At 43.6% G+C, this 20,280-nt stretch carries 18 protein-coding genes; 9 read left to right on the top strand and 9 right to left on the bottom strand.

Annotated features, from left to right (window positions below; translation table 11 throughout):
- Positions 1 to 6: 6 nt before the first annotated feature.
- Positions 7 to 672: an acyltransferase gene (locus ACTQ9S_RS05565; RefSeq protein WP_440454248.1), complete on the bottom strand. Its 666-nt coding sequence runs from the start codon at positions 670 to 672 to the stop codon at positions 7 to 9.
- A 241-nt stretch (positions 673 to 913) separates the two neighbouring features.
- On the opposite strand from ACTQ9S_RS05565, the gene ACTQ9S_RS05560 reads away from it, so the two are divergent.
- The 6 genes from ACTQ9S_RS05560 (at position 914) to gspK (ending at position 6,110) form a co-directional block, all read left to right on the top strand.
- On the top strand, positions 914 to 1,702 hold the full coding sequence (locus ACTQ9S_RS05560) for a TatD family hydrolase (RefSeq protein ID WP_440454246.1): 789 nt from the start codon (positions 914 to 916) through the stop codon (positions 1,700 to 1,702).
- Positions 1,703 to 1,971: 269 nt separating this feature from the next.
- Positions 1,972 to 2,661, top strand: a complete 690-nt coding sequence (locus tag ACTQ9S_RS05555) for a TetR/AcrR family transcriptional regulator (protein ID WP_068326551.1) — start codon at positions 1,972 to 1,974, stop codon at positions 2,659 to 2,661.
- Between the two features lie 198 nt (positions 2,662 to 2,859).
- Positions 2,860 to 3,732, top strand: coding sequence for a pilus assembly FimT family protein (locus ACTQ9S_RS05550; protein ID WP_440454244.1), 873 nt, complete (start codon positions 2,860 to 2,862; stop codon positions 3,730 to 3,732).
- Positions 3,733 to 3,735: 3 nt separating this feature from the next.
- The gene (gspI, locus tag ACTQ9S_RS05545) at positions 3,736 to 4,236 is read left to right on the top strand and encodes a type II secretion system minor pseudopilin GspI (RefSeq protein ID WP_068326554.1); all 501 of its coding nucleotides are present in this window, start codon (positions 3,736 to 3,738) and stop codon (positions 4,234 to 4,236) included.
- On the top strand, positions 4,233 to 5,039 hold the full coding sequence (locus ACTQ9S_RS05540) for a type II secretion system protein GspJ (protein ID WP_440454242.1): 807 nt from the start codon (positions 4,233 to 4,235) through the stop codon (positions 5,037 to 5,039). The genes gspI and ACTQ9S_RS05540 overlap by 4 nt, the downstream gene beginning before the upstream one ends.
- A gap of 12 nt (positions 5,040 to 5,051) precedes the next feature.
- Positions 5,052 to 6,110: a type II secretion system minor pseudopilin GspK gene (gene gspK / locus ACTQ9S_RS05535; protein ID WP_440454240.1), complete on the top strand. Its 1,059-nt coding sequence runs from the start codon at positions 5,052 to 5,054 to the stop codon at positions 6,108 to 6,110.
- Between the two features lie 56 nt (positions 6,111 to 6,166).
- On the opposite strand, the gene ACTQ9S_RS05530 is transcribed toward gspK, so the two are convergent.
- The 7 genes from ACTQ9S_RS05530 to ACTQ9S_RS05500 all read right to left on the bottom strand — a co-directional run bounded on the left by ACTQ9S_RS05530 (position 6,167) and on the right by ACTQ9S_RS05500 (position 14,511).
- On the bottom strand, positions 6,167 to 6,847 hold the full coding sequence (locus ACTQ9S_RS05530) for a TetR family transcriptional regulator (RefSeq protein ID WP_068034913.1): 681 nt from the start codon (positions 6,845 to 6,847) through the stop codon (positions 6,167 to 6,169).
- Between the two features lie 108 nt (positions 6,848 to 6,955).
- Complete coding sequence (locus ACTQ9S_RS05525; RefSeq protein ID WP_440454238.1) at positions 6,956 to 8,404, bottom strand: deoxyguanosinetriphosphate triphosphohydrolase; 1,449 nt, start codon at positions 8,402 to 8,404, stop codon at positions 6,956 to 6,958.
- A 185-nt stretch (positions 8,405 to 8,589) separates the two neighbouring features.
- Positions 8,590 to 9,681, bottom strand: a complete 1,092-nt coding sequence (ychF, locus tag ACTQ9S_RS05520) for a redox-regulated ATPase YchF (protein ID WP_440454236.1) — start codon at positions 9,679 to 9,681, stop codon at positions 8,590 to 8,592.
- Between the two features lie 232 nt (positions 9,682 to 9,913).
- Complete coding sequence (locus tag ACTQ9S_RS05515) at positions 9,914 to 10,723, bottom strand: phosphodiester glycosidase family protein (RefSeq protein WP_440454234.1); 810 nt, start codon at positions 10,721 to 10,723, stop codon at positions 9,914 to 9,916.
- 70 nt (positions 10,724 to 10,793) lie between these two features.
- The gene (locus ACTQ9S_RS05510) at positions 10,794 to 12,596 is read right to left on the bottom strand and encodes an FMN-binding glutamate synthase family protein (RefSeq protein WP_440454232.1); all 1,803 of its coding nucleotides are present in this window, start codon (positions 12,594 to 12,596) and stop codon (positions 10,794 to 10,796) included.
- A gap of 281 nt (positions 12,597 to 12,877) precedes the next feature.
- Complete coding sequence (locus ACTQ9S_RS05505; protein WP_068326567.1) at positions 12,878 to 13,471, bottom strand: hypothetical protein; 594 nt, start codon at positions 13,469 to 13,471, stop codon at positions 12,878 to 12,880.
- 194 nt (positions 13,472 to 13,665) lie between these two features.
- Positions 13,666 to 14,511, bottom strand: coding sequence for an IclR family transcriptional regulator (locus tag ACTQ9S_RS05500; RefSeq protein ID WP_440454230.1), 846 nt, complete (start codon positions 14,509 to 14,511; stop codon positions 13,666 to 13,668).
- A gap of 170 nt (positions 14,512 to 14,681) precedes the next feature.
- On the opposite strand from ACTQ9S_RS05500, the gene ACTQ9S_RS05495 reads away from it, so the two are divergent.
- Positions 14,682 to 15,866, top strand: a complete 1,185-nt coding sequence (locus ACTQ9S_RS05495) for an acyl-CoA dehydrogenase (protein ID WP_068034925.1) — start codon at positions 14,682 to 14,684, stop codon at positions 15,864 to 15,866.
- A gap of 191 nt (positions 15,867 to 16,057) precedes the next feature.
- A complete protein-coding gene (locus ACTQ9S_RS05490) occupies positions 16,058 to 17,299 on the top strand; it encodes a CaiB/BaiF CoA transferase family protein (protein WP_440454228.1) in 1,242 nt (413 codons plus the stop codon).
- Positions 17,300 to 17,702: 403 nt separating this feature from the next.
- On the opposite strand, the gene ACTQ9S_RS05485 is transcribed toward ACTQ9S_RS05490, so the two are convergent.
- A complete protein-coding gene (locus tag ACTQ9S_RS05485; protein ID WP_350655861.1) occupies positions 17,703 to 18,473 on the bottom strand; it encodes an IclR family transcriptional regulator in 771 nt (256 codons plus the stop codon).
- A gap of 255 nt (positions 18,474 to 18,728) precedes the next feature.
- Between ACTQ9S_RS05485 and ACTQ9S_RS05480 the strand changes: the two genes are divergently transcribed.
- Positions 18,729 to 20,204 (top strand): NAD-dependent succinate-semialdehyde dehydrogenase, encoded by a 1,476-nt coding sequence (locus tag ACTQ9S_RS05480; protein ID WP_440454226.1) that lies wholly within the window; start codon positions 18,729 to 18,731, stop codon positions 20,202 to 20,204.
- Positions 20,205 to 20,280: the final 76 nt, after the last annotated feature.

The raw sequence follows: 20,280 nt of genomic DNA, 5'->3' as shown, positions 1-20,280 counted from the left end.
CTATATTCAGCGCTCCCAGCGTACATTTTGGCGAATGATTTTTGCAGGTGTACCCGCAACCATACAGTTTGGCGTCTTAACGGGTTTATTGACAAAAGCACCTGCAGCGATGATACAACCGCTAGCGATAGTGACGTTTTTAGAAATGGTTACATTGGCAGCAATCCAGATGTGATCTCCTAAGACCACATCAGCATGAGCATCATTCAGTCTTACATTAGAGTCTATATCGTAGACCTTATGGACGTCAGTCGCCCGAATTTCGATGCCGCGCGATATCATGCAAGCTTTACCGATGGTCACGCTCTTATCACGAGCTAAAATATAACAATCTATGGCAGTGGTACGCTCACCGATATGAATGTGCAAATGATTGCCAACGATTAATAATTGACCAGAAAATTTGACATTTTCTGCGATAGTTATTTGATTGTGACTACCATTGATATCGATTTTTAACTTATTAAATTGTCCATGTTCACCAATGGTGATTTGATTATCATGACCTTTACGAATGGTAATGACTGAATTACCAATAATACGGGTATCTTTAGCAATATCGATGTGATTATCATGTCCGTTGTCCTGCAATAAGAACCGTTGCTTGTACAAATACTTAGGTAGCAGAGTCTTTATAATAGGGGGCAGGGTAACGGTTTTTTTATGATTCATAATGATAGGGCTTTTAAAAGGTAAATGAAGGATGCGACGTTTTTGCTAGTGACACGCCATTATTAGCGTAGTATTTTTATGACGTTTTAACCATATCTATATCATCAGTAAATCCAATTTGAATGTTATAAACAGCTAACCTGATAGTTTACTGTTAAAGACCCCTTGAAAACAGTGCTAATTAGAGCAATAAATGTTCAACAGACCCTACACTTATTAATTTTTATTAACGAGATTGTTTATGTTTACTGATACTCATTGCCATCTAAACCGGTTAGATTTAACGAAGTATGACGGTCAGTTGTCCGGTGCAATTGCCGCCATGAAAGAAGCCAATGTCACGCGTGCGATGGCGATTATGTGTGATTTTGCTGAATACGATGAGATTGCCAATATCGTCAGCACCTACGGTGATGAGACCTTAAATTTAGGCATGAGCGTCGGTATCCATCCTTGTGAAGATATTGGCGTATTGCAATCAGCGACGGTCGAGCGTTTGCTAGAGACCGCTGATGCTGAGCACGTCTGGGCAATAGGCGAGACGGGGCTGGACTATTACTGGTCAACAGAAAATAAGAAAGAGCAACAAGCAAGCCTTGCGCGTCATATCCATGCCAGCCAACGCTTGAAGAAACCCCTAGTCGTACATATGCGTGATGCTAAAGAGGATACTATCGATATCTTAAAAGCGGAAGGTGCAGAACATGGCATTATTCACTGCTTTACCGAAGATTGGGACACGGCAAAACGTGCGCTGGATTTAGGGTTTTATATCTCATTCTCAGGTATTGTTAGCTTTAAGAGCGCGCAAAATATTAAAGAGGCTGCGCAAAATATGCCTAGGGATAGAATATTGATTGAGACTGATAGTCCGTATCTAGCTCCTGTGCCAAAACGTGGCCGACCTAATGAGCCAGCATATGTTCCTTATGTCGCTAGCTGTATTGCCGATATGTATGGCTGTAGTAGCGATGAAGTCGGTGCACTGACTGCAAAAAACTTTGAAAATTTACTGGCACAGTATCATTAAAATCGTTATGCTATGACCAGTCAGTCATTAATTGTATAGTCCTATTACTGCGTAAAGAGCTATTAAGCTCTAAAACGTAAGCTTATGATTATCAATGACTATTAAGCAAACGTAAGCAATGTAAGCATAGCCACTATTTATATCATAGTCCCTTATAGCCCTTTATAGTCTTCGTGCAGTTCTCATACCGTCATTGCCGACTCACTATCTATCGCACTGTCATAGCAATAGGGTCATATGCTTAGTCTTGTCAGGTTTTAGGAGAGGTTATGAGTCGTCAACATCAGTTTAAAGCTCGCGAAGAGAATATCTTAGCGATGGCTGAACAATTATTACTTGAGTCAGGCGACGGTGATATCACTTTAGACAGTTTGGCCGATCAATTGGATTTGGCAAAAGGTACGCTATATAAGCATTTTTCGAGTAAAGATGAGCTTTATTTACGTATTATCATTCGTTATGAAGAGCAACTTTTTGAGATAAATCGTATTGATGATTGCCCGTCAGCAGGGATTGCGCGAATGATATTTCAGCAACTGTTCAATCCCCAAAAAGCCATGCTGCTCAATCAAATAGAGGAACGTTTGGCTGCTTCGGTGACCGGTCTCAACCGTCTATTCGGTGAGCTATACGATATTCGCCGCCAGCGTATGAAGCGTTTGCTCGATATAATCAGTATTTATCTAAAAGATGAGCGTAGCAGCTTAAGCACCCGTGATTATCTGTCCTCCATTTGGGCGATGGGTCAAGGTGGAGCAGGACTGTTGAATTCCAGTTTCTATCAGCGTTATTTAGGTCGTCGTGATACTTTACGTTATGTTTTTGTGCAGCAAATGCTTGAATTGCCCAGTCATTACCCAGCTGATGAGATAGATCAACATGCACTGGATGAGGACATGCAAGAGTTGGTTGAGCAAATTGAAACTGAATCAGAAGAACATCGTAATGCGACTTACTGATAGGGTGTACTTTTACTGATAGCATAGATTAAGATTGGTAGGTTGTAAAAATTCCTCTTATAATTTTTAAAAGTAACTTGCCAATTTTTAATCATGTTGATTCGATTTTTTTATGACTCTACTGAAAAACGACCTAGGTTTCTAATAATTACTTCTTACTCCCATTCTACGTATTATATTGTTGATAGTAGGTACATCATGCCGATCACTGCCAAGACTCAGTCCAGCTCAGTGGTCGAGCACGCTTTTTGCCCCGCAGAAAGTAAGCTAACTAATCTAAATAATGACACAGCTATAAAATTCAGTCATCGCTGTTGTCAGACTCCTAAGCATTTTCAAGAAAGCTGTTCGCAAAAAAACCATCATCAAGTACTTTCTAATCAAGTACTTCCCACAAAGTTCGCATTATCAAACTTACCGCGTTCGCAGACAGGCTTTACCTTGGTTGAAATCATGGTAGTCATGGTTATCTTGTCTATATTCGCTGGCATGATTGCTATGTCAGTCGGTAGTAGTGAATCCAGAAAAAACCGCGCCTTTTATGAGCATCTTACTGACTCATTAAGTTATGTCAGACTACTGGCAGCTGAGCGTATGCAGCCGATGGGATTAAGCTTGCAAGCAAATAAGCAAGGTCAAGTGACGCCCGTCATTATGAGTTTATCAAACCCTTATATCAGCTATCAGACCCAATCAGTAACGCCAAGTAACGGCGATAGTACGCCCAAAAACTCAATGGAGTTGTCTGCAGACTTGTCCGGTATGTCAGGGGCTAATGGAGAAAGCCAACCAACGCCTAGCTGGGAGCTGGAATCGGAAGTCACGTTGCCAGAAATGCCAGCTGGGGTCAGCTTAAGTATCCAAAGTCTGCAGGCGAATAATGCGTCAGGGCTAGAGTCTACCCAAACTTTACAGCCTTGGTTCAATGGGCAAGCAGTGCCGCAGGTATTGTGGTTTGGTACTGGGCAGGCAACTCCTGTTACGATTGAGGTGCGTCATCAGTCGCGATTAGTCGGAGAAGTCATCACTATTATGCCGGATGGCAGTATGACGATAGGGCAGGGGCTGTAGCAGATGACGAAGAAATATAATTATAAGTACAAACCAACAACACATATTAAAAATCGTAGCGCATATCAAATTCCATTTTCAAAGCGTGAGGGTGGGTTTACACTGATTGAAGTGATGGTGGCACTCGCCATATTAGCAGTGGTCGCCGTTGCCGCTAGCCGTGCCAGTAGTGCATATCTGAACTCGGTTGAGGTATTACGTACGCGTACGCTTGCACACTTTGTGGCACAAAACGCCGCGGCTGATTTGCGGATTCAAGAGTCGTGGTTGACGGCCAATAGCACGCAAACGATGGATGCCCAAGGCCGCGCGTGGCAAGTAGCCATGACTGTCAATAGCACTTTGACGCCAGCGTTAAAGGAAGTGAATATCAGTGTTGCCCCTATTATCGATGGGCAAGTGCGCTCAGCGGTAACGGATATCAATGTGATCCTAGGCAATGCAGAGCAAGACGTCGGTAGTTTAGATTTGGGTAGCTTAAATCCAAATGGAGGCAACCCGTGAGGCAGCAGCGCGGCTTTACCTTACTTGAGCTCATGGTAGCGATGGCGATATTTGCGATGCTTGCGGTCGCAGGGTGGCAAGTATTTGATGGGGTCAACCGTGCCCGCGAACGGGCGCAGTTTCATGCCGATCAGCTCGCGGTCTTACAGTATGCTTATCTGCAATTACAACAAGATATGGGTCAAGTCATTGCTTATCAAGCACCTTCTACGCAAAATAGTAGCGCGAACGGCTCCAACCTGAACGCCAATACCAATGGCAACACTAATAGCAATGATACTAATAGCGCTCAAGACTCTATAGCTGCTGAACCCTTTATGAGCTTAGATGGTGAGCAGCTTAGCTTTGTGCGTTTTGCTGATCCTGATCCACGCTACCAAACCAGTCCAAGCTTGCAGCGTGTTGACTATATCTTTGCAGATGAGCGTCTTATCCGTCGACAATACAACAGTATCCAAGGTGGGGCTGATAGCGTCAGCTTAGATATGGTGCTTCTTAACGGTGTTACAGCAGGGCGCTGGCAGGCCTACCTACCTGAGGTGAGTAATAATTTCCCTAGCGCAGATAACCAATTTGGTAATAATGAGAACAATAATAGCGATAACTCTGCTATTGACGAGACGGAGACTATCTTACTTCCTAAAGGAGTAGGGATGAGTTTTACTTATCAAGATATGCCGATTACATGGCAATGGGCGCTTGCGCCGCAACCTCTACCAAATAATAGCAATAGCGCTGCTGGTAATGAGAATAACAACGGCAATAATGAAAATAACTCTGATAACATGACAAATGGTCAATAATAGGAGGCGCTTATGACAATGACAGCAGACTCCCAGCGCGGTGTGGCACTATTGACCATTTTACTTTTGGTTGTCAGTATTACAGTAGTAGCAGGTGCAATGCTTGCTAGTCAGAAAATCGCCATTCGCCGCAGTGGCTTATTGTTTAATCAAGATCAACTACTACAAGACATCGAGGCCGGTCAGCAGTTAGCAATTACCATTATTCGCGCTGATGATAAGCTGAATGATACCGATAGCGCACAAGATATTTGGGCACAGCCGATGCCGCCTTATACTTTAGGGGTGCATAGCATCACTATGGAGCTACGTGATGAGGCTAGCCGCTTTAACATCAATAATCTTTATCATGATGGCACAGCCGATACCAATGCATTAGCGGTGTTTCAGCGTTTATTGACACAGTTAAATCTAGAGCCTGAAATTGCTATTGCGGTGCTTGATTGGCAAGATGCAGACAACGAAGTCTATAACGATGGCGGTGATGAGAGTGTCTTATATAGCCAGTCAGCAAGTAGCAGTGCCAATAAAACTCTGCCCAATCAGCCATTGGTTAGTATAGACCAGCTCCAAGAAGTACGCGGGGTCAGCGCTGAGACCTTGGCAATCTTACGACCGTATATTACCGCAGTGCCTTACTTTTTACCTATCAATGTCAATACGGCAAGCCCTGTATTGCTCGCTGCGCTGATGGATGAGGTGACCCCAAAACAAATGCAAACGCTGACAGATCTGCGTGCACAACAAGTATTAGCATCTGTTGATGATCTATGGCAATTGCCACCGTTTATTAGTATGGGCACTGAAGAGCGTAAAGGAATGGAATCATTATTAGCGGTGGATACTCGAGCATTCAGAGCTCTTATCACCGCCACTGATAGCACCGGTGTAGGTGCAGCATGGCAACGTTTTGCGACAGTATTAATTAGCAAAACGAGCGCTAGCAGCGACGATGATAGGGATGATAATAACAATGGCAACAATAACAATGCTAGTGAAAGCAATAATAATGAGGCTAAGACAGTAGAAGTAATATCACAGCGCTTATGGACATTCCGTCCTAGCTTTTAATGACTAATACCATTAATGAGAAGCAGCTAATGCATTATCAATCATTTAATGCACTATCAATCATTAAGCTGAGTTTCTTCGCTCGATTTCCAGTTATAAGCACCATAAAATAGCATTTGTGCTTGACGGGTACAATTGTGTAGCATCAGCTGTTTTTTATCTTCAATTTCTGCTGAATCAACTTCATCGTCATGCTCTTCAGAATAAGTCAGCTCTAACCAATCGATAATCCAAGAGAAAAACATATTAACCCCCGCCTCAGCGAGCAACCGGCGGTCATAAGCATTGATATGAGTAAAAGCAGGCTGTAAAGCTAGATCTTCTCCTAGTATTTTCCCATGCATCTTTATCAGATCGCTAATAGCTTTACGGACAGCTTCTGAGCCACCAAAGCGTTCACTGACCAAAAACTGCCAATAACGTGGCTGCGCGCTCACGGTTTGTAAAAATAGCTGAATACTCTTGGCAATCTGACGATCAAAACTGCGTTTACGGCCAATCTGTAGGCCATCACGCAACGTAGCAAGCGTACCACCTAACTCTTCAACAACTAATGCCTCGCCCAACGATTCCATACCATCAAAATGGCGATAAAATGCGGTCGGCACCACGCCAACCTCACGAGTTACTTGTCTAAGACTGATAGAGCTAAAAGATTGCCCAGTGATACATAAGTCTAGCACTGCATTAAAAAATGCGCGCCGAGTTTGAAGCTTTTTTTGTTCGCGACTGCTCATAATATTTCAAAATTACCTAATAGATGTTTATCATACTCATTTCAACGCAAAAATACGAATGAAATCCCTAGTTATGATGGATAAGATGGGTATTGGATGGTGAATTTACTAGACCATCGTACCCCAATGACCTTGCAACTCCTGCGCCAACCTATAAGCTTCATGATCGTTCATGCCAGTAATAAAATCTAAAATATTTAGAATGTTATGATAAATATTATCGGATAGTACCCGCCGATGCTCATCAAGATGCGGCTGTAGCAAGCTTAAGAGGCGCTGCTGCTCAAACGGTTTTGGTGCGTCCGCAAGGGCTGTCCAAGCCAGTGGCATAAATGCATCAAGGAGACGATGCAAGCATTGATTGGCCATCAGCTCCATACGTACTTTACTGGGATGATTAAATATTTGTTCGCGGGCCAACTGCTTGGCTTGGGTAATGCCATTTTGTACAGTGGGCTCGCAATGATTAAATAAGCTACCTGTGAGTGTGCCAGCAAGCATAGCACTAGAGTTGGCAACAAAGGCATCGGTTACCGTATTAACCAAGCGCATCATGGCCCGAGCACGTAGAGCTGCTAGCTGTTGTCTGACGGAAACTTGCGGTGGCAAAGCGATAGGCAATGCAATGGTATCAGAGCGTTCACCGATCAGCTCATAAAGGATGGCTGCTACATCGCTATAACTCAGCATGTTTAGATGAATACCATCCTCTAAGTCTATCAATGCATAGCAAATATCGTCTGCCGCTTCGAGTAGATAAGCGAGTGGATGACGCGCAAAGCCATCATGCTGCTGCGAGCGCGGCAAATGCAAACAGTCTGCCAATTGCTCCAACTGCGCAGCTTCACTATAAAAGCAGCCAAATTTTTGTACTTTGGTCGTCGATAAGTTTTTGTTAACATCCTCATTCTTCTGGTCGCTGTTTATTGAATTGCTATGCGTTGCTAGCCACGGATACTTCATAAACGCGCCCAAAGTTGCGCAGGTCAGACGCATACCGCCCTTATCTGGATGATGCTCATTACGCGCTAGCAGTCGAAACCCTTGTGCATTACCTTCGTAAGCCAGCAAGTCCAATTGCTCATTGCTGCTTAAACGCTGCAAGATTGCTTGACGATCAGGATGAGTAAACCAATCACGGATAGCATACTCACCAGCGTGACCGAAAGGTGGGTTGCCGATATCATGGGCGAGGCATGCTGCTTGTACAATCACCCCGACATCAGCTGGCGACACGCCTGCTGGTAGTCCGTTATCCAGTTTGTCATGCAATTTTTCTGCTGCCATTATCCCTAGCGAGCGTCCAATACAAGAAACCTCCAGTGAATGAGTCAAGCGTGTATGGATACCCAATTGATTGGTTAGTGGATGAACTTGGGTTTTTTGATTCAGCTGACGAAAAGAATGTGAGAACACCAAGCGATCATAGTCCTTATGAAAGGAGGAGCGAGCACTATCTTGGATAGGTGCTTTTTTTACACTGCCTAAACGCTGTGCGGTAAATAATTGCGCCCAATGATCGGCTGGAGTCTGTGGCTTCTTAAAATGAGCTACCATAATCTATAATCCATTATTTATTATCGTTTTTGAAATATGCATTGTAAAAATGTGTGATATTTTTCAGCGCTGGTTAAATCAGTATAATAAAAAAAGCCAGCACAAAGGCTGACTTTTGGTTGTTCTATGCTAAGACTATGTAAGCAAGGTATTAAGTAAGCGAAATACTTAAACCATCAGAAGGCTTATACGTTAAAGCGGAAATGCATCACATCGCCATCTTGTACGATATAAGTTTTACCCTCTAGACGTGATTTGCCTGCAGCAGCTGCGCCTTTTTCGCCATTGTATTCAATAAAGTCATCATAAGCGATTACTTCAGCGCGAATAAAACCACGCTCAAAGTCTGTATGAATCACGCCAGCTGCTTGAGGAGCTGTAGCACCTACTTCAACGGTCCAAGCGCGTACTTCTTTAACGCCTGCAGTAAAGTAAGTCTGCATATCAAGCAAATCATAACCACCGCGAATCACTTGATCTAAACCAGCCTCTTCCATATTCATCTCGGCCAGAAAGTCTTTTTTATCATCTTCATCAAGCTGTGCGATTTCAGATTCAATTTGGTTGCATAGAGCGATAACGATAGAATCTTCGCCAGTGGCATAGTTGCGCACGGCATCTAGATAAGGATTGTTCTCAAAACCATCTTCGCTGACATTAGCGATATACATAGTTGGTTTCAAGGTAATTAAACCATAACTTCTAATAAGCTTTTGCTCATCTCTGTCAAGATTGGCGGCGCGCGCGGCTTTACCTTCTGCTAATAATGGTTCGATTTTTTTGAACACATCAAGCATGGCCCCAGCATCTTTATCACCACTTTTGGCTTTTTTGGTTAAGTTAAATACCGCGCGCTCAACGGCTTCGAGATCAGCGAGTGCCAATTCAGTATTGATGGTTTCGATATCATCAATAGGGCTGACGCGACCATCGACGTGTACGACGTTGTCATCATCGAAACAACGTACCACGTGAGCAATCGCATCGGTCTCACGGATATTGGCTAGGAACTGGTTGCCCATGCCTTCGCCTTTTGAAGCACCAGCGACCAGACCAGCGATATCGACAAACTCCATCGTCGTTGGCAATACACGTTCAGGATTGACGATGTCAGCCAATTTCTTTAGGCGTGGATCTGGTACTGGCACGATACCAGTGTTGGGATCTTTGGTACAAAATGGAAAGTTTTCAGCGGCGATTCCCGCTTTAGTTAAGGCATTAAATAAAGTGGACTTACCCACGTTTGGTAGGCCGACGATGCCGCAGTTAAAACCCATAGTAGTTTCTCAATATAGTAATAAGACTGAATCCAACTCTTAAGCTAGTTTAGGCTATGGTTTTAGCCCAGCATTTTGCTTTCGCAAAGATTTAAGCTGAGCTAAAACGGTAGCCTATGATAATGATAGCTAGAAAGCTAAGAGTCAGATAGTTAATTGGTTTAATATGAAATAAAAATTGGCGCTATTGTAGCAAAAATTACCTGCCAACGGGCGTATAGATGTGCTAATTTTACTTCAACTCAACCACTCCAATCATGACACCCATCTCTTTTTTATCGTGTTTATCGATACTGGGTGCATATAATGCCGAAGCAATCCCGCCATCTAAAAATAGTGCATTCGGACAGCTTAAGTCATTTTTAAACAGCGATGCAAACTGATAAAACGTCACAGGCTCATTACTATTAACGAGACGTATACTGCCATCACTGCAAACACCTGCACCATTACGAAACTTGATTGAGTTGCTATCAGAGTTAAACTGCGGGTGTATCTCATCGTTGATGACTAGCATCGGCCCTGATTGCGTGGCATACCAAGGCTTAGCTTCGTCATTCTTAATCTGTTCATCTAAAGCGTTGCTTTCGGTAATTTGTACATTGCCAGATTTATCCCACCACATGACCCCATTAGGCAGTAAATGGAAATTGCCACCACCTTCGTTTAGGTTTAAGGCGCGAATCTCTTTACCTTTAATGACTGTATAACCAATCGGCGCGTAACTTTCGTTATACATGCCTGCATTCATAGCAAAATTAAGCGTTTGGTTAGTTGGTAATGTCGCTAATAAGTTATCAAAAGTAAGCAATGGCTGCGTATCGCTGGGCTGTTGCCAAAAAAGCTGTAGTGAATAACGTTCGCTATTTAACGCGTCAGCGTTAACGCTACAAATACTATAAGTAAATGGCGTATCTTGCGACTGACATGACCAGTTTTCTGTGTCGCTGTCAGACGCATCAGCGCCTATTGGTTGGCAAGCACTGACGCTTAACGCTAGCAGTGCTAATGATAAGGGTAAGGCAAAAACGAAACTTGGCATCAATTACTTATCTTTTGTAATATGGATATAATTTATAGACTTTTATTGCTGAGCACTTTTTAGCTACTGTTCAATCGCTAGTAGATGGAAATTCGCGAAAAGTATTGTTGACGTTGCCGATTAACTGTCCACCGCCAGTGATGCTAGCAAAGTTCCCAAGGCTCTGTTCCGTTGATGTGGTGGTTTCTCTACCTTTATCTCGTGAATCTTTATTATAAGCAATTAGGGCATCGTTATTTGCTAAAAAGCTATCAGGATTTGCCATGACCCACATCTGATTAAACACGTCCGCGCGGGCGCTACTATTAAGTAGGGCGCCTCTATCAGTGAAATAAAAGAATTTCGATAAAAGTTTTATCTGCCCGTCATCTAGACGACGCGCAATATGATAAGGCTGCAACTGACTCGGATGTTGTAGACCAACGGCACCGACGATATTAGAAAGTGATTTGAGCGTATTCTTATGAAAGCTTGCGACGCGCTCAGCTTTACTAGGCACATCGAGCGCCTTTTGACGATAGGGGTCTTGGGTCGCAACGCCTGTCGGGCAGGTGTTGGTATGACAAGAGCGCGACTGAATACAGCCAACGGCAAACATAAAGCCACGTGCTGAGTTACACCAATCTGCACCCAGTGCGATTAGGCGAGCAATGTCGAAGCCGGATACGATCTTACCACTGACGCCAAGCTTGATTTTGTCACGGATGCCAGCGCCAACTAAGGTGTTGTGTACCAATAAAAACCCTTCAACCATTGGCATGCCAACGTTATCCATAAATTCAACTGGTGCTGCGCCTGTGCCGCCTTCTGCGCCATCAATGACAATAAAGTCAGGATAGTTATCAGCTTCTATCATGGCTTTGACAATCGCCATAAACTGCCAAGGCTGTCCAATACATAGCTTAAAGCCGACTGGTTTGCCGCCCGACAACTCACGTAGCTGCTGCCAAAAAGTAACTAGCTCGCGCGGAGTGCTAAATGCCGTATGGGAAGAGGGCGAGACGCAATCTTGACCAGTAGGCACTTGACGCGTATCAGCAATCTCTTGGGTGATTTTTTCCGCTGGCAACACGCCACCTTTACCAGGCTTCGCCCCTTGAGATAGCTTAATCTCAATCATTTTTACTTGAGGGTCGACGGCTTTTTCGGCAAAAGACTGTGGATCAAAATTGCCATCATCATCACGGCAACCAAAATAACCGGTACCCAACTCCCAAATCAAATCACCACCGAATTTACGGTGATAGGGGCTAATCGCACCTTCACCGGTATCATGGGTGAATCCGCCCATCTTAGCGCCTTGATTAAGCGCCATAATGGCGTTGGCAGATAAGCTCCCAAAGCTCATCGCTGAGATATTGAATACTGACATATCATGCGGCTGCTGACAACGTTCGCTACCGACCATGATGCGAAAATCTTGGTTTTCTAGAGGCTGGCTGACCGCCGACTGCAAAAACCATTCTTTACCGGGCGTATATAAATTATCCAACGTACCAAAGGCATTGGTATCACTGACGTTCTTGGCGCGTTGATAAACAAGGGCGCGCTGCTGGCGTGAAAACGGCACTTGCTCTTTATCGTTTTCTAACAAATACTGACGAATCTCAGGACGAAAGTCTTCAAGTACGTAGCGAATATGCCCCGCCACTGGATAGTTTCTCAAGATGGCATGCTTTGACTGTATGACGTCATAAATCCCCAAACATACCCCAAACCCGCCAAGAATAATCAGCCACCAATTCATCAATAATAGCCCTGCTAAAAACAGCAAGACAGCAGCGGCAAAAGTGCTGTAACGTAACAGCACACCGACTAAATAAGGCGAATTGGTTTTGGGTTCTGGGTTTAGATTGGTACGAGATTGGGGCATAACAACGCTCAACAGTAATATGTAAAGATTAAAAAGGCGAAGATGATTGAAAGAGAAAGTAGGTCAAAAGTCCACTCTTTTATCATCATTATCAAACACAGATAACGCGCTCAGATTTATCGCCTACATCATACACATATGATATCACTGCATAACGGTATTTGAGTAACAATGTGCTAATACTAGTATTCTGACATTGATATTATTAGGTGGTTTTAACAGATAACCTGCACCAATGTTTTATCGCCATCAATGGCTTTAAACTTATTATAAATTACAATCTACGCACAGCCTTCTCCCAACCTTAATGCAGACTCAAAGCCGATACTGATGCTGGTCACGACATTATTATCGACTTGATATTTAGTGCCAATTTTTTGCTCACTGCTTTGACCATTATCTTCATACCAATAGTAGAGAATAATATTCTCGTTTGGATTGCCGTAAGGGCTGTCTTCGACTTCAGGTTGTTGTCCTTGATGCTTAGCGTATAGTTGTTCAAGACTGTCACCTACCATAACCCCATAAGCAGATAAGATGTCTGTACTTGATGTACCTATTTCAACCACAGTATTGTCGATGATTATATAACCAGCAGCAGGATGAGCAGTGCTCTGAGCGCCGAAACAGCCGTCTAAATTTTCAGTGTTTTGAGTCAATATCTGTGGGTTAAAGTCAGAACCGAGCTTTATATTGTCGAAGCTGTTTTTAGTAAACGAACCAGAAGGTGTGATATCAGTAGTAGTGCGGTCATCGACCTTAACTTTGGTATCTATATCGGTGATAGTATCTGGCGGTGGCGCACAGCTGGTTAAACCTAAGAGTAGAGCGGTCATCACTACTATCATTCGGTGCGAGCTAGCATATAGAGTCATCGTTATATCCTTATTCACTAACATCAGTTACCAACGTCATATTCTGTAATCACAGTCAGATCCGTAGTGACATCAATTTGATAGTTATAAGTATGTTTTTCACATTAATAATACCATTAGTATCGCTATCTGACTGAGCAGTAAAGTAATAGCGTAATAGTTAAAAAGTGTTGAACACAGGCTCATATTTTTTATCAGTGATTTCTTATATTATAAGCACCATTTCCAATCCGCTCAGCCAATTCCTGCAACTTAGGCACAATTACCGCTGCATAGTCGTCGCTTTGCCAATTAGCACTCGGAACGCTGGCATTGAGTGAATAGGCATACTGTCCAGTGGCAACATCAAATACCCCAACGGCTACTGCTAATATATCACTAGAAAACTCGCCGTCAGACAACGTATAACTGTACTTCTTATAATATTCTGCTGACTGATTTAACGCTGTTTGCGCATGGCTATAATCTGTGTCAGATAAATTATTTTGCAAGTGAGAGCTAATGACCGCTTGTCTGGTTGGTAAGCTTGCCGCATAGAACGCACGTCCAATAGCGGTTCGTGCGACGGGTACCGCTGAGCCTACTTGTAGATTCACGGATAGGCGAGCAGGGCTACGGCAGCAAGCTAAGTAGCGCATTTCACCTTCGATTTCTGTCGCCAAGTTTACTGAGACTTCATTTTGAGCAGCAAACTGACGGAGTAATGGCTCGGCAAACGCGACCACATCATGACGACTCCATGCCGTCGCACTTAGTCGTACCGCGCTACTACCCAATTCATACTGACCGTGTATCGTCGTACGCAAAAACCCAAGCGTAGTTAAGGTATAAATTAAGCGTGTAACAGTCGCCTTTGGCAGTTCTGTCATTTGACATAATTGCTGGTGACTTAGCTGATCTTGATGTTCAAATGCAGCAAGTAGGGTTAAGCCACGGCCAAGGGCAGTGACGAATTGCCGATCATCTTCCTCTTTGCTTTGAATAAGCGTCGCACCCATTCGATCTAGTAAAGGCATAGTTGCTAGTGATTTTCTTATCATTTTTTGACCATATATATTTAAAAGGGTTTACAAGAAGAATAAATTTTGCTTAAATGGTTTATATTATGAAACTAAGTTTCGCACAGCGGAACATGTAAGTCAATTACTAGTTGCATTAACCAAATCAATCATTATCGTCGGTCAGGATGACTGACACAAAGGAGATCCACATGGCAACATCTACTCGCCCAAGTTTTGATTGGGAAGATCCTTTTTTATTACGTGGTCAGTTAACCGATGAAGAGCGTATGGTCAATGACAGCTCACGTCAGTTTTTTCAAAAAGAGCTAATGCCTGGCATTATTGAAGCCAATCGCCATGAGAACTTTGATCGCAACATTATGCGCCAAATGGGCGAGATGGGCTTGCTTGGTGTGACGATCGAGGGTTACGGCTGTGCTGGCTTGTCAAGCGTAGCTTATGGTTTGATTGCCAAAGAAGTTGAAGCAGTAGATTCTGGTTATCGTTCAGCGATGAGTGTGCAGTCAAGTTTGGTTATGCATCCTATCCATGCCTACGGTACTGAAGAGCAAAGAGAGAAGTACCTACCTAAGCTTGCAACTGGCGAGTATGTCGGTTGTTTTGGTCTGACCGAGCCAGATTCAGGTTCAGATCCTGCGTCAATGTCGACCCGTGCGCGCGCTGTCGACGGCGGTTATGAGCTGACTGGTAATAAGATGTGGATTACCAACAGTCCTATCGCTGATGTGTTTGTCGTTTGGGCAAAAGATGATGCAGGCGACATTCGTGGCTTTATCTTAGATAAAGGTATGAAAGGCTTATCAGCACCGAAGATCGAAGGTAAGTTCTCACTTCGTGCTTCAGTCACTGGTGAAATCGTCATGGATAAAGTATTTGTCCCTGAAGCCAATGCCTTCCCAGATATCCGTGGTCTTAAAGGTCCATTTGGCTGTTTAAACAAAGCCCGTTATGGTATCGCATGGGGTGCAATGGGCGCAGCTGAGTTTTGCTGGAAAGGCGCACGTCAGTACACGCTAGATCGTAAGCAGTTTGGACGTCCACTAGCAGCGACACAGTTGGTACAGTTAAAGCTTGCTAATATGCAAACTGAGATTGCTCTTGGTTTACAAGCGGCACTACGTGTAGGTCGTTTGATGGACGAAGACAATGCAGCGCCTGAGATGATTTCACTGATTAAGCGTAATAACTGTGGCAAGGCACTAGATATCGCTCGTGTTTCTCGTGATATGCACGGTGGTAATGGTATCTCTGATGAGTTCCATATCATTCGCCATGTTATGAACTTAGAAGCGGTCAATACTTATGAGGGTACGCATGATATCCATGCCCTTATCCTAGGTCGTTCGCAGACTGGCATTCAAGCGTTTTATTAATCTAAAGCATTCAATAGTTTTTGATTAAAGTACAACTCAGTATAGATTTTCAACGACTAACGTACGTTACTGTTTAGCCTTTAATATAGCGCTTAACATTAGCGTGCGTTTTTTTATAAGTTGAAATAATGGTATATGAGCAAGCTTAAAATAATAGATATCTCAATGTTTCTAAAAGGTAAGGGAATATCATGAGTACAACATTACAACCTTCTAATGCACAAGTCGATATCGATAATGCACCTCAGGCAGCATTACAGGGTATCAAGGTATTAGATTTATCGAGAGTATTGGCAGGTCCATCTTGTACGCAAGTTTTAGCAGATCTTGGGGCGGAAGTTATCAAGGTTGAACGTCCTGGCATCGGCGATGAAACTCGCCACTGGGCCCCGCCAAAATTCAGCGATGACACTTCTGCCTATTATGCGACTATTAACCGCAATAAAAAATCGCTCACCGTTGATATTACTAAACCTGCAGGACAAGTCATTATCAAGCAGTTAATCGCTGATAGCGATATCGTGGTGGAAAACTTTAAGGTTGGCGGTCTTAAGAAATATGGCTTGGATTACGATAGCTTGAAACAAGACAATCCGCGCCTGATTTATGCGTCATTGACAGGTTTTGGACAAACGGGACCAGATGCTAAGCGTCCAGGTTACGATTATATTATTCAGGGCTTATCAGGACTGATGAGTATCACTGGTCCTAGTGATGGTGAACCGCATAAGGTTGGCGTTGCCGTTGTCGATTTATTTGCAGGCTTGCAGCTCACGATTGGTATCCAAGCGGCACTATTAGCGCGTCAACATAACGGACTTGGGCAGCACGTTGATGTGGCGCTACTCGATAGTGCGCTGGCCATGTTAGCCAATGTCGGTATGAATCATTTAGCGTCAGGAACTGTACCGCCAAGACTGGGTAACCAGCATCCTAATATCGTGCCTTATCAAGTGTTTGCAGGTCAGAGTGAAGAGCATTTTATTTTAGCATGTGGTAATGACAGTCAATTTGCCAAACTTTGTGAAGTGCTAGGAGTCGATTGGCATACCGATATTCGTTTTATGACCAATCCTGCACGAGTGGCAGAGCGTGAATTGCTATGCGATGAGCTGGCTAAGAAATTTGCTGAGCATCCGCGTGCGTATTGGTTGGAGGTTTTAGATCAGGTAGGTATTCCGTGCGGTGCTATTCATAATATCGCTGAAGCCTTAGCAATGCCGCAAGCACAAGCACGTGAGATGATTGTTGATTTCGCCGCGCAAGGCAGTCCTGTAAAAGCACTTGGTAGTCCTATTAAGCTTTCAGGGTCTCCCGTCACTTATCGTACGCCGCCACCAAAATTAAGCGAGCATACTGACAGCACACTTGCAGATCTTGGTTATGATAGTGAGATGATAGCGAAGCTTAAAGCTGATGGAATTATTGTTTAGGATCTGTTGAACATTCAAATATTAGGACTGCTGATAGCTAAAATCGCACCAAACATCTCATCAAATCAGGCGTAAACCGATGATAATGTCGAGACCTTAGCTAGGTTTATAACAACGTTTGGAGTGATTTTAGCATCAGTCTTTCAGGGCATGGCTATTTTTTGCCAATACATGGCGAAATTGTCTAACCTAGAATGACTAGGCGTCAAAAATTTCACTGCGTATTGTCTAAAAAATAGCCACTGCCAGTACCACATTTGAATGTACAACAGACCCTAGTTAGAATTAGTCAAAATAGTAAACAGGAAGTTTCTGGATACTATTCTGAGGGTTCTGTTTTTTGAGGTATTTTGAATTTAAAAGCTTATAAATCAAGGCCTTTAGGTGAAAGCTGTTGGAACAACTAGGCTGGATGCGAAGGTATAAAGCCTAAGCGCTGTTCAATTTGTTTAGCTAATTCAATAAGGACGGCACTAACTTCGGCACGCTTAGATTCATACTCTACCTGCAAAAAGCTGACCGCCATGCCAGCGACTGCAGTGCCAGATGCGTTGCGAATATAAGTACCCAAGCAATACATACCCTCGCGTAGTTGCCCATCATCCAATGAGATACGACTGCTATGAATAGCGGTCAGCTCGTCGGATAGACTAGCAAAATTGTCTACACCATTTGGGGTTATTGGTTTAGGAAAGTCGCCTTCGTATAGTGTCTCGATGGTGTCCATAGATAAGGTTGAGAGCATAGCCTTGCCGGTCGCTGAAAATACCGCTGGTACGCGCACCCCAGCACGGAAGGTAAAACCGAGTGGGGCAGGCGCTTCATGACAGGCCAAAAATACGACCTCGCCTAAGTCTAGCTTGGATAGGGTGACAGTATGTTGTAGGAGCGCCGGATATTGTACGATTAGATCTTTAAATAACTGTATGACCCCCTGCTGCTGCTCATATTTGCCTGCCCAATACATTAAGTATGATCCTAGATGAAAGCGATTCTCAGTATCTTTATAAATGACATGCTTGGTCAGTAGACTTTGCAGAATATTATGAGTTGAGCTACGAGGAAGCTCTAATTCTTTAGCGATATGTGCTGCTGTTAAAGGCTGAGAGCTGGCCGTAATCAAGTCTAAAATCTGGAAGGTTTTATCTAATGCAGGAACGGCGGTCGAGCTCATAAGTAACCTATAAAAGTAAGTAGAAGTAGAAGGATATAAAAATAAAGCTTCAAATAGTCAGGAAAATGATAATAGGGGTTGCAAAGTGTATCCTATCATTCTTATAATGATGTCTCATATATAGAATTTATGTTCAGTATATTGAACAATGTAACAGTTATCAATAATTATTTATAGATAGAAAGTCGTATCCAAACGATGCCTTTATTTATTATTATAAACACGCAATCAGCCTAATCGACAAGGAGTGTCAACATGTCACAACTGCCACAGTCTACGCTAAAGCTATCAAACCCAGACCTACTCAAACAACATTGCTTGATTAAAGACGGATGGCATGCCGCCAGTGATGAGGCCGCTATTGAAGTGAGCAATCCTTTCAACGGCGAAGTCATTGGTACTATTCCAAGCCTGACGACCGATGATGTCAACGATGCGGTTGCTGCTTCTCATGAAGCGCAAATCACTTGGGCGGCCAAAACCCCAAAAGAGCGTGCTGAGCTACTACAAAAGTGGGCAGACCTTATCGATGCCAATAAAGAAGATTTGGCTATCATTATGACCGCCGAGCAAGGTAAGCCTTTAAACGAATCACGCGGTGAAGTTGGCTATGCCAATAGCTTTATCCGCTGGTTTGCCGAAGAAGGCAAGCGTGTTTACGGCGATGTTATCCCTGCCAATCAATCACAACTGCGCCATGTCATCTTAAAACAGCCCGTTGGTGTCTGCGCGGCTATCACGCCTTGGAACTTTCCAGCAGCGATGATTACTCGTAAAGCAGCGCCTGCATTAGCGGCAGGCTGTACGATGATTATCAAGCCTGCGACCGAGACCCCATTTTCTGCATTAGCGCTTGGCGCTTTGGCGGAGCAAGCTGGTATTCCGGCAGGCGTTATCCAAGTGGTCACTGGTAAATCGTCAACCATCGGCGATATCCTAACCGGTGATGCTCGCATTCATAAGCTATCATTCACAGGCTCTACCGAAGTAGGTCGTACTTTGATGGCTCAATGTGCACCAACTATCAAAAAACTGTCATTAGAGCTAGGTGGTAATGCGCCCTTCATCGTCTTTGATGATGCCGATCTTGAAAAAGCCGCTGAAGGCTTAATTGCTTCTAAATATCGTAACGCTGGTCAAACCTGTGTTTGCGCCAACCGTGTGTATGTTCAAGACAGTATTAAAGATGCATTTTTAGATGTATTTGTCAAAAAAGTGGCTGAGTTGAAAGTGGGTAACGGCTTGGAAGAGGGCGTTGATATTGGCCCTCTGATTAACAAAAAAGCGTTAGAAAAAGTGCAAGCACTACTCAAAGATGCATTAGATAAAGGCGCGACGCTCATTGCTGGAGGCAGCACTAACAGCGCATCGGAGCTGACCTACAATCCAACGGTCATCACTGATCTTAGTAGTGATATGGATATTGCTCACGAAGAAATCTTTGGTCCTATCGCAACTATCTTTACCTTTAAAGATGAAGAAGACGTCATTCGTAAGGCCAACGACACTATCTACGGCTTGGCCGCTTACTTCTATAGTGGCGACTATGCACGCTCATGGCGTGTGACTGAAGGCCTTGAGTACGGCATCATCGGCCATAATACGGGTTTAATTTCTACCGAAGTCGCACCATTTGGTGGCGTCAAGCAATCTGGATTTGGTCGTGAAGGATCAAAATATGGCATCGAAGAATATGTTGTAACCAAATACTGGTGCTCTGATATTAGCTAATAGCCTAGCTAACGGGTTCAATATTTAGTTTTAAGCCTTCAGTTGATCAAATAAGTTGTTCGATTGAAGGTTAATT

This window comes from Psychrobacter sp. ASPA161_9, from assembly GCF_051970275.1.
In the GTDB taxonomy this organism is placed as follows: Bacteria; Pseudomonadota; Gammaproteobacteria; order Pseudomonadales; family Moraxellaceae; genus Psychrobacter.
The sequence above is the reverse complement of the archived record's forward strand: the minus strand, read 5'-3'. Positions and strand labels throughout refer to the sequence as shown.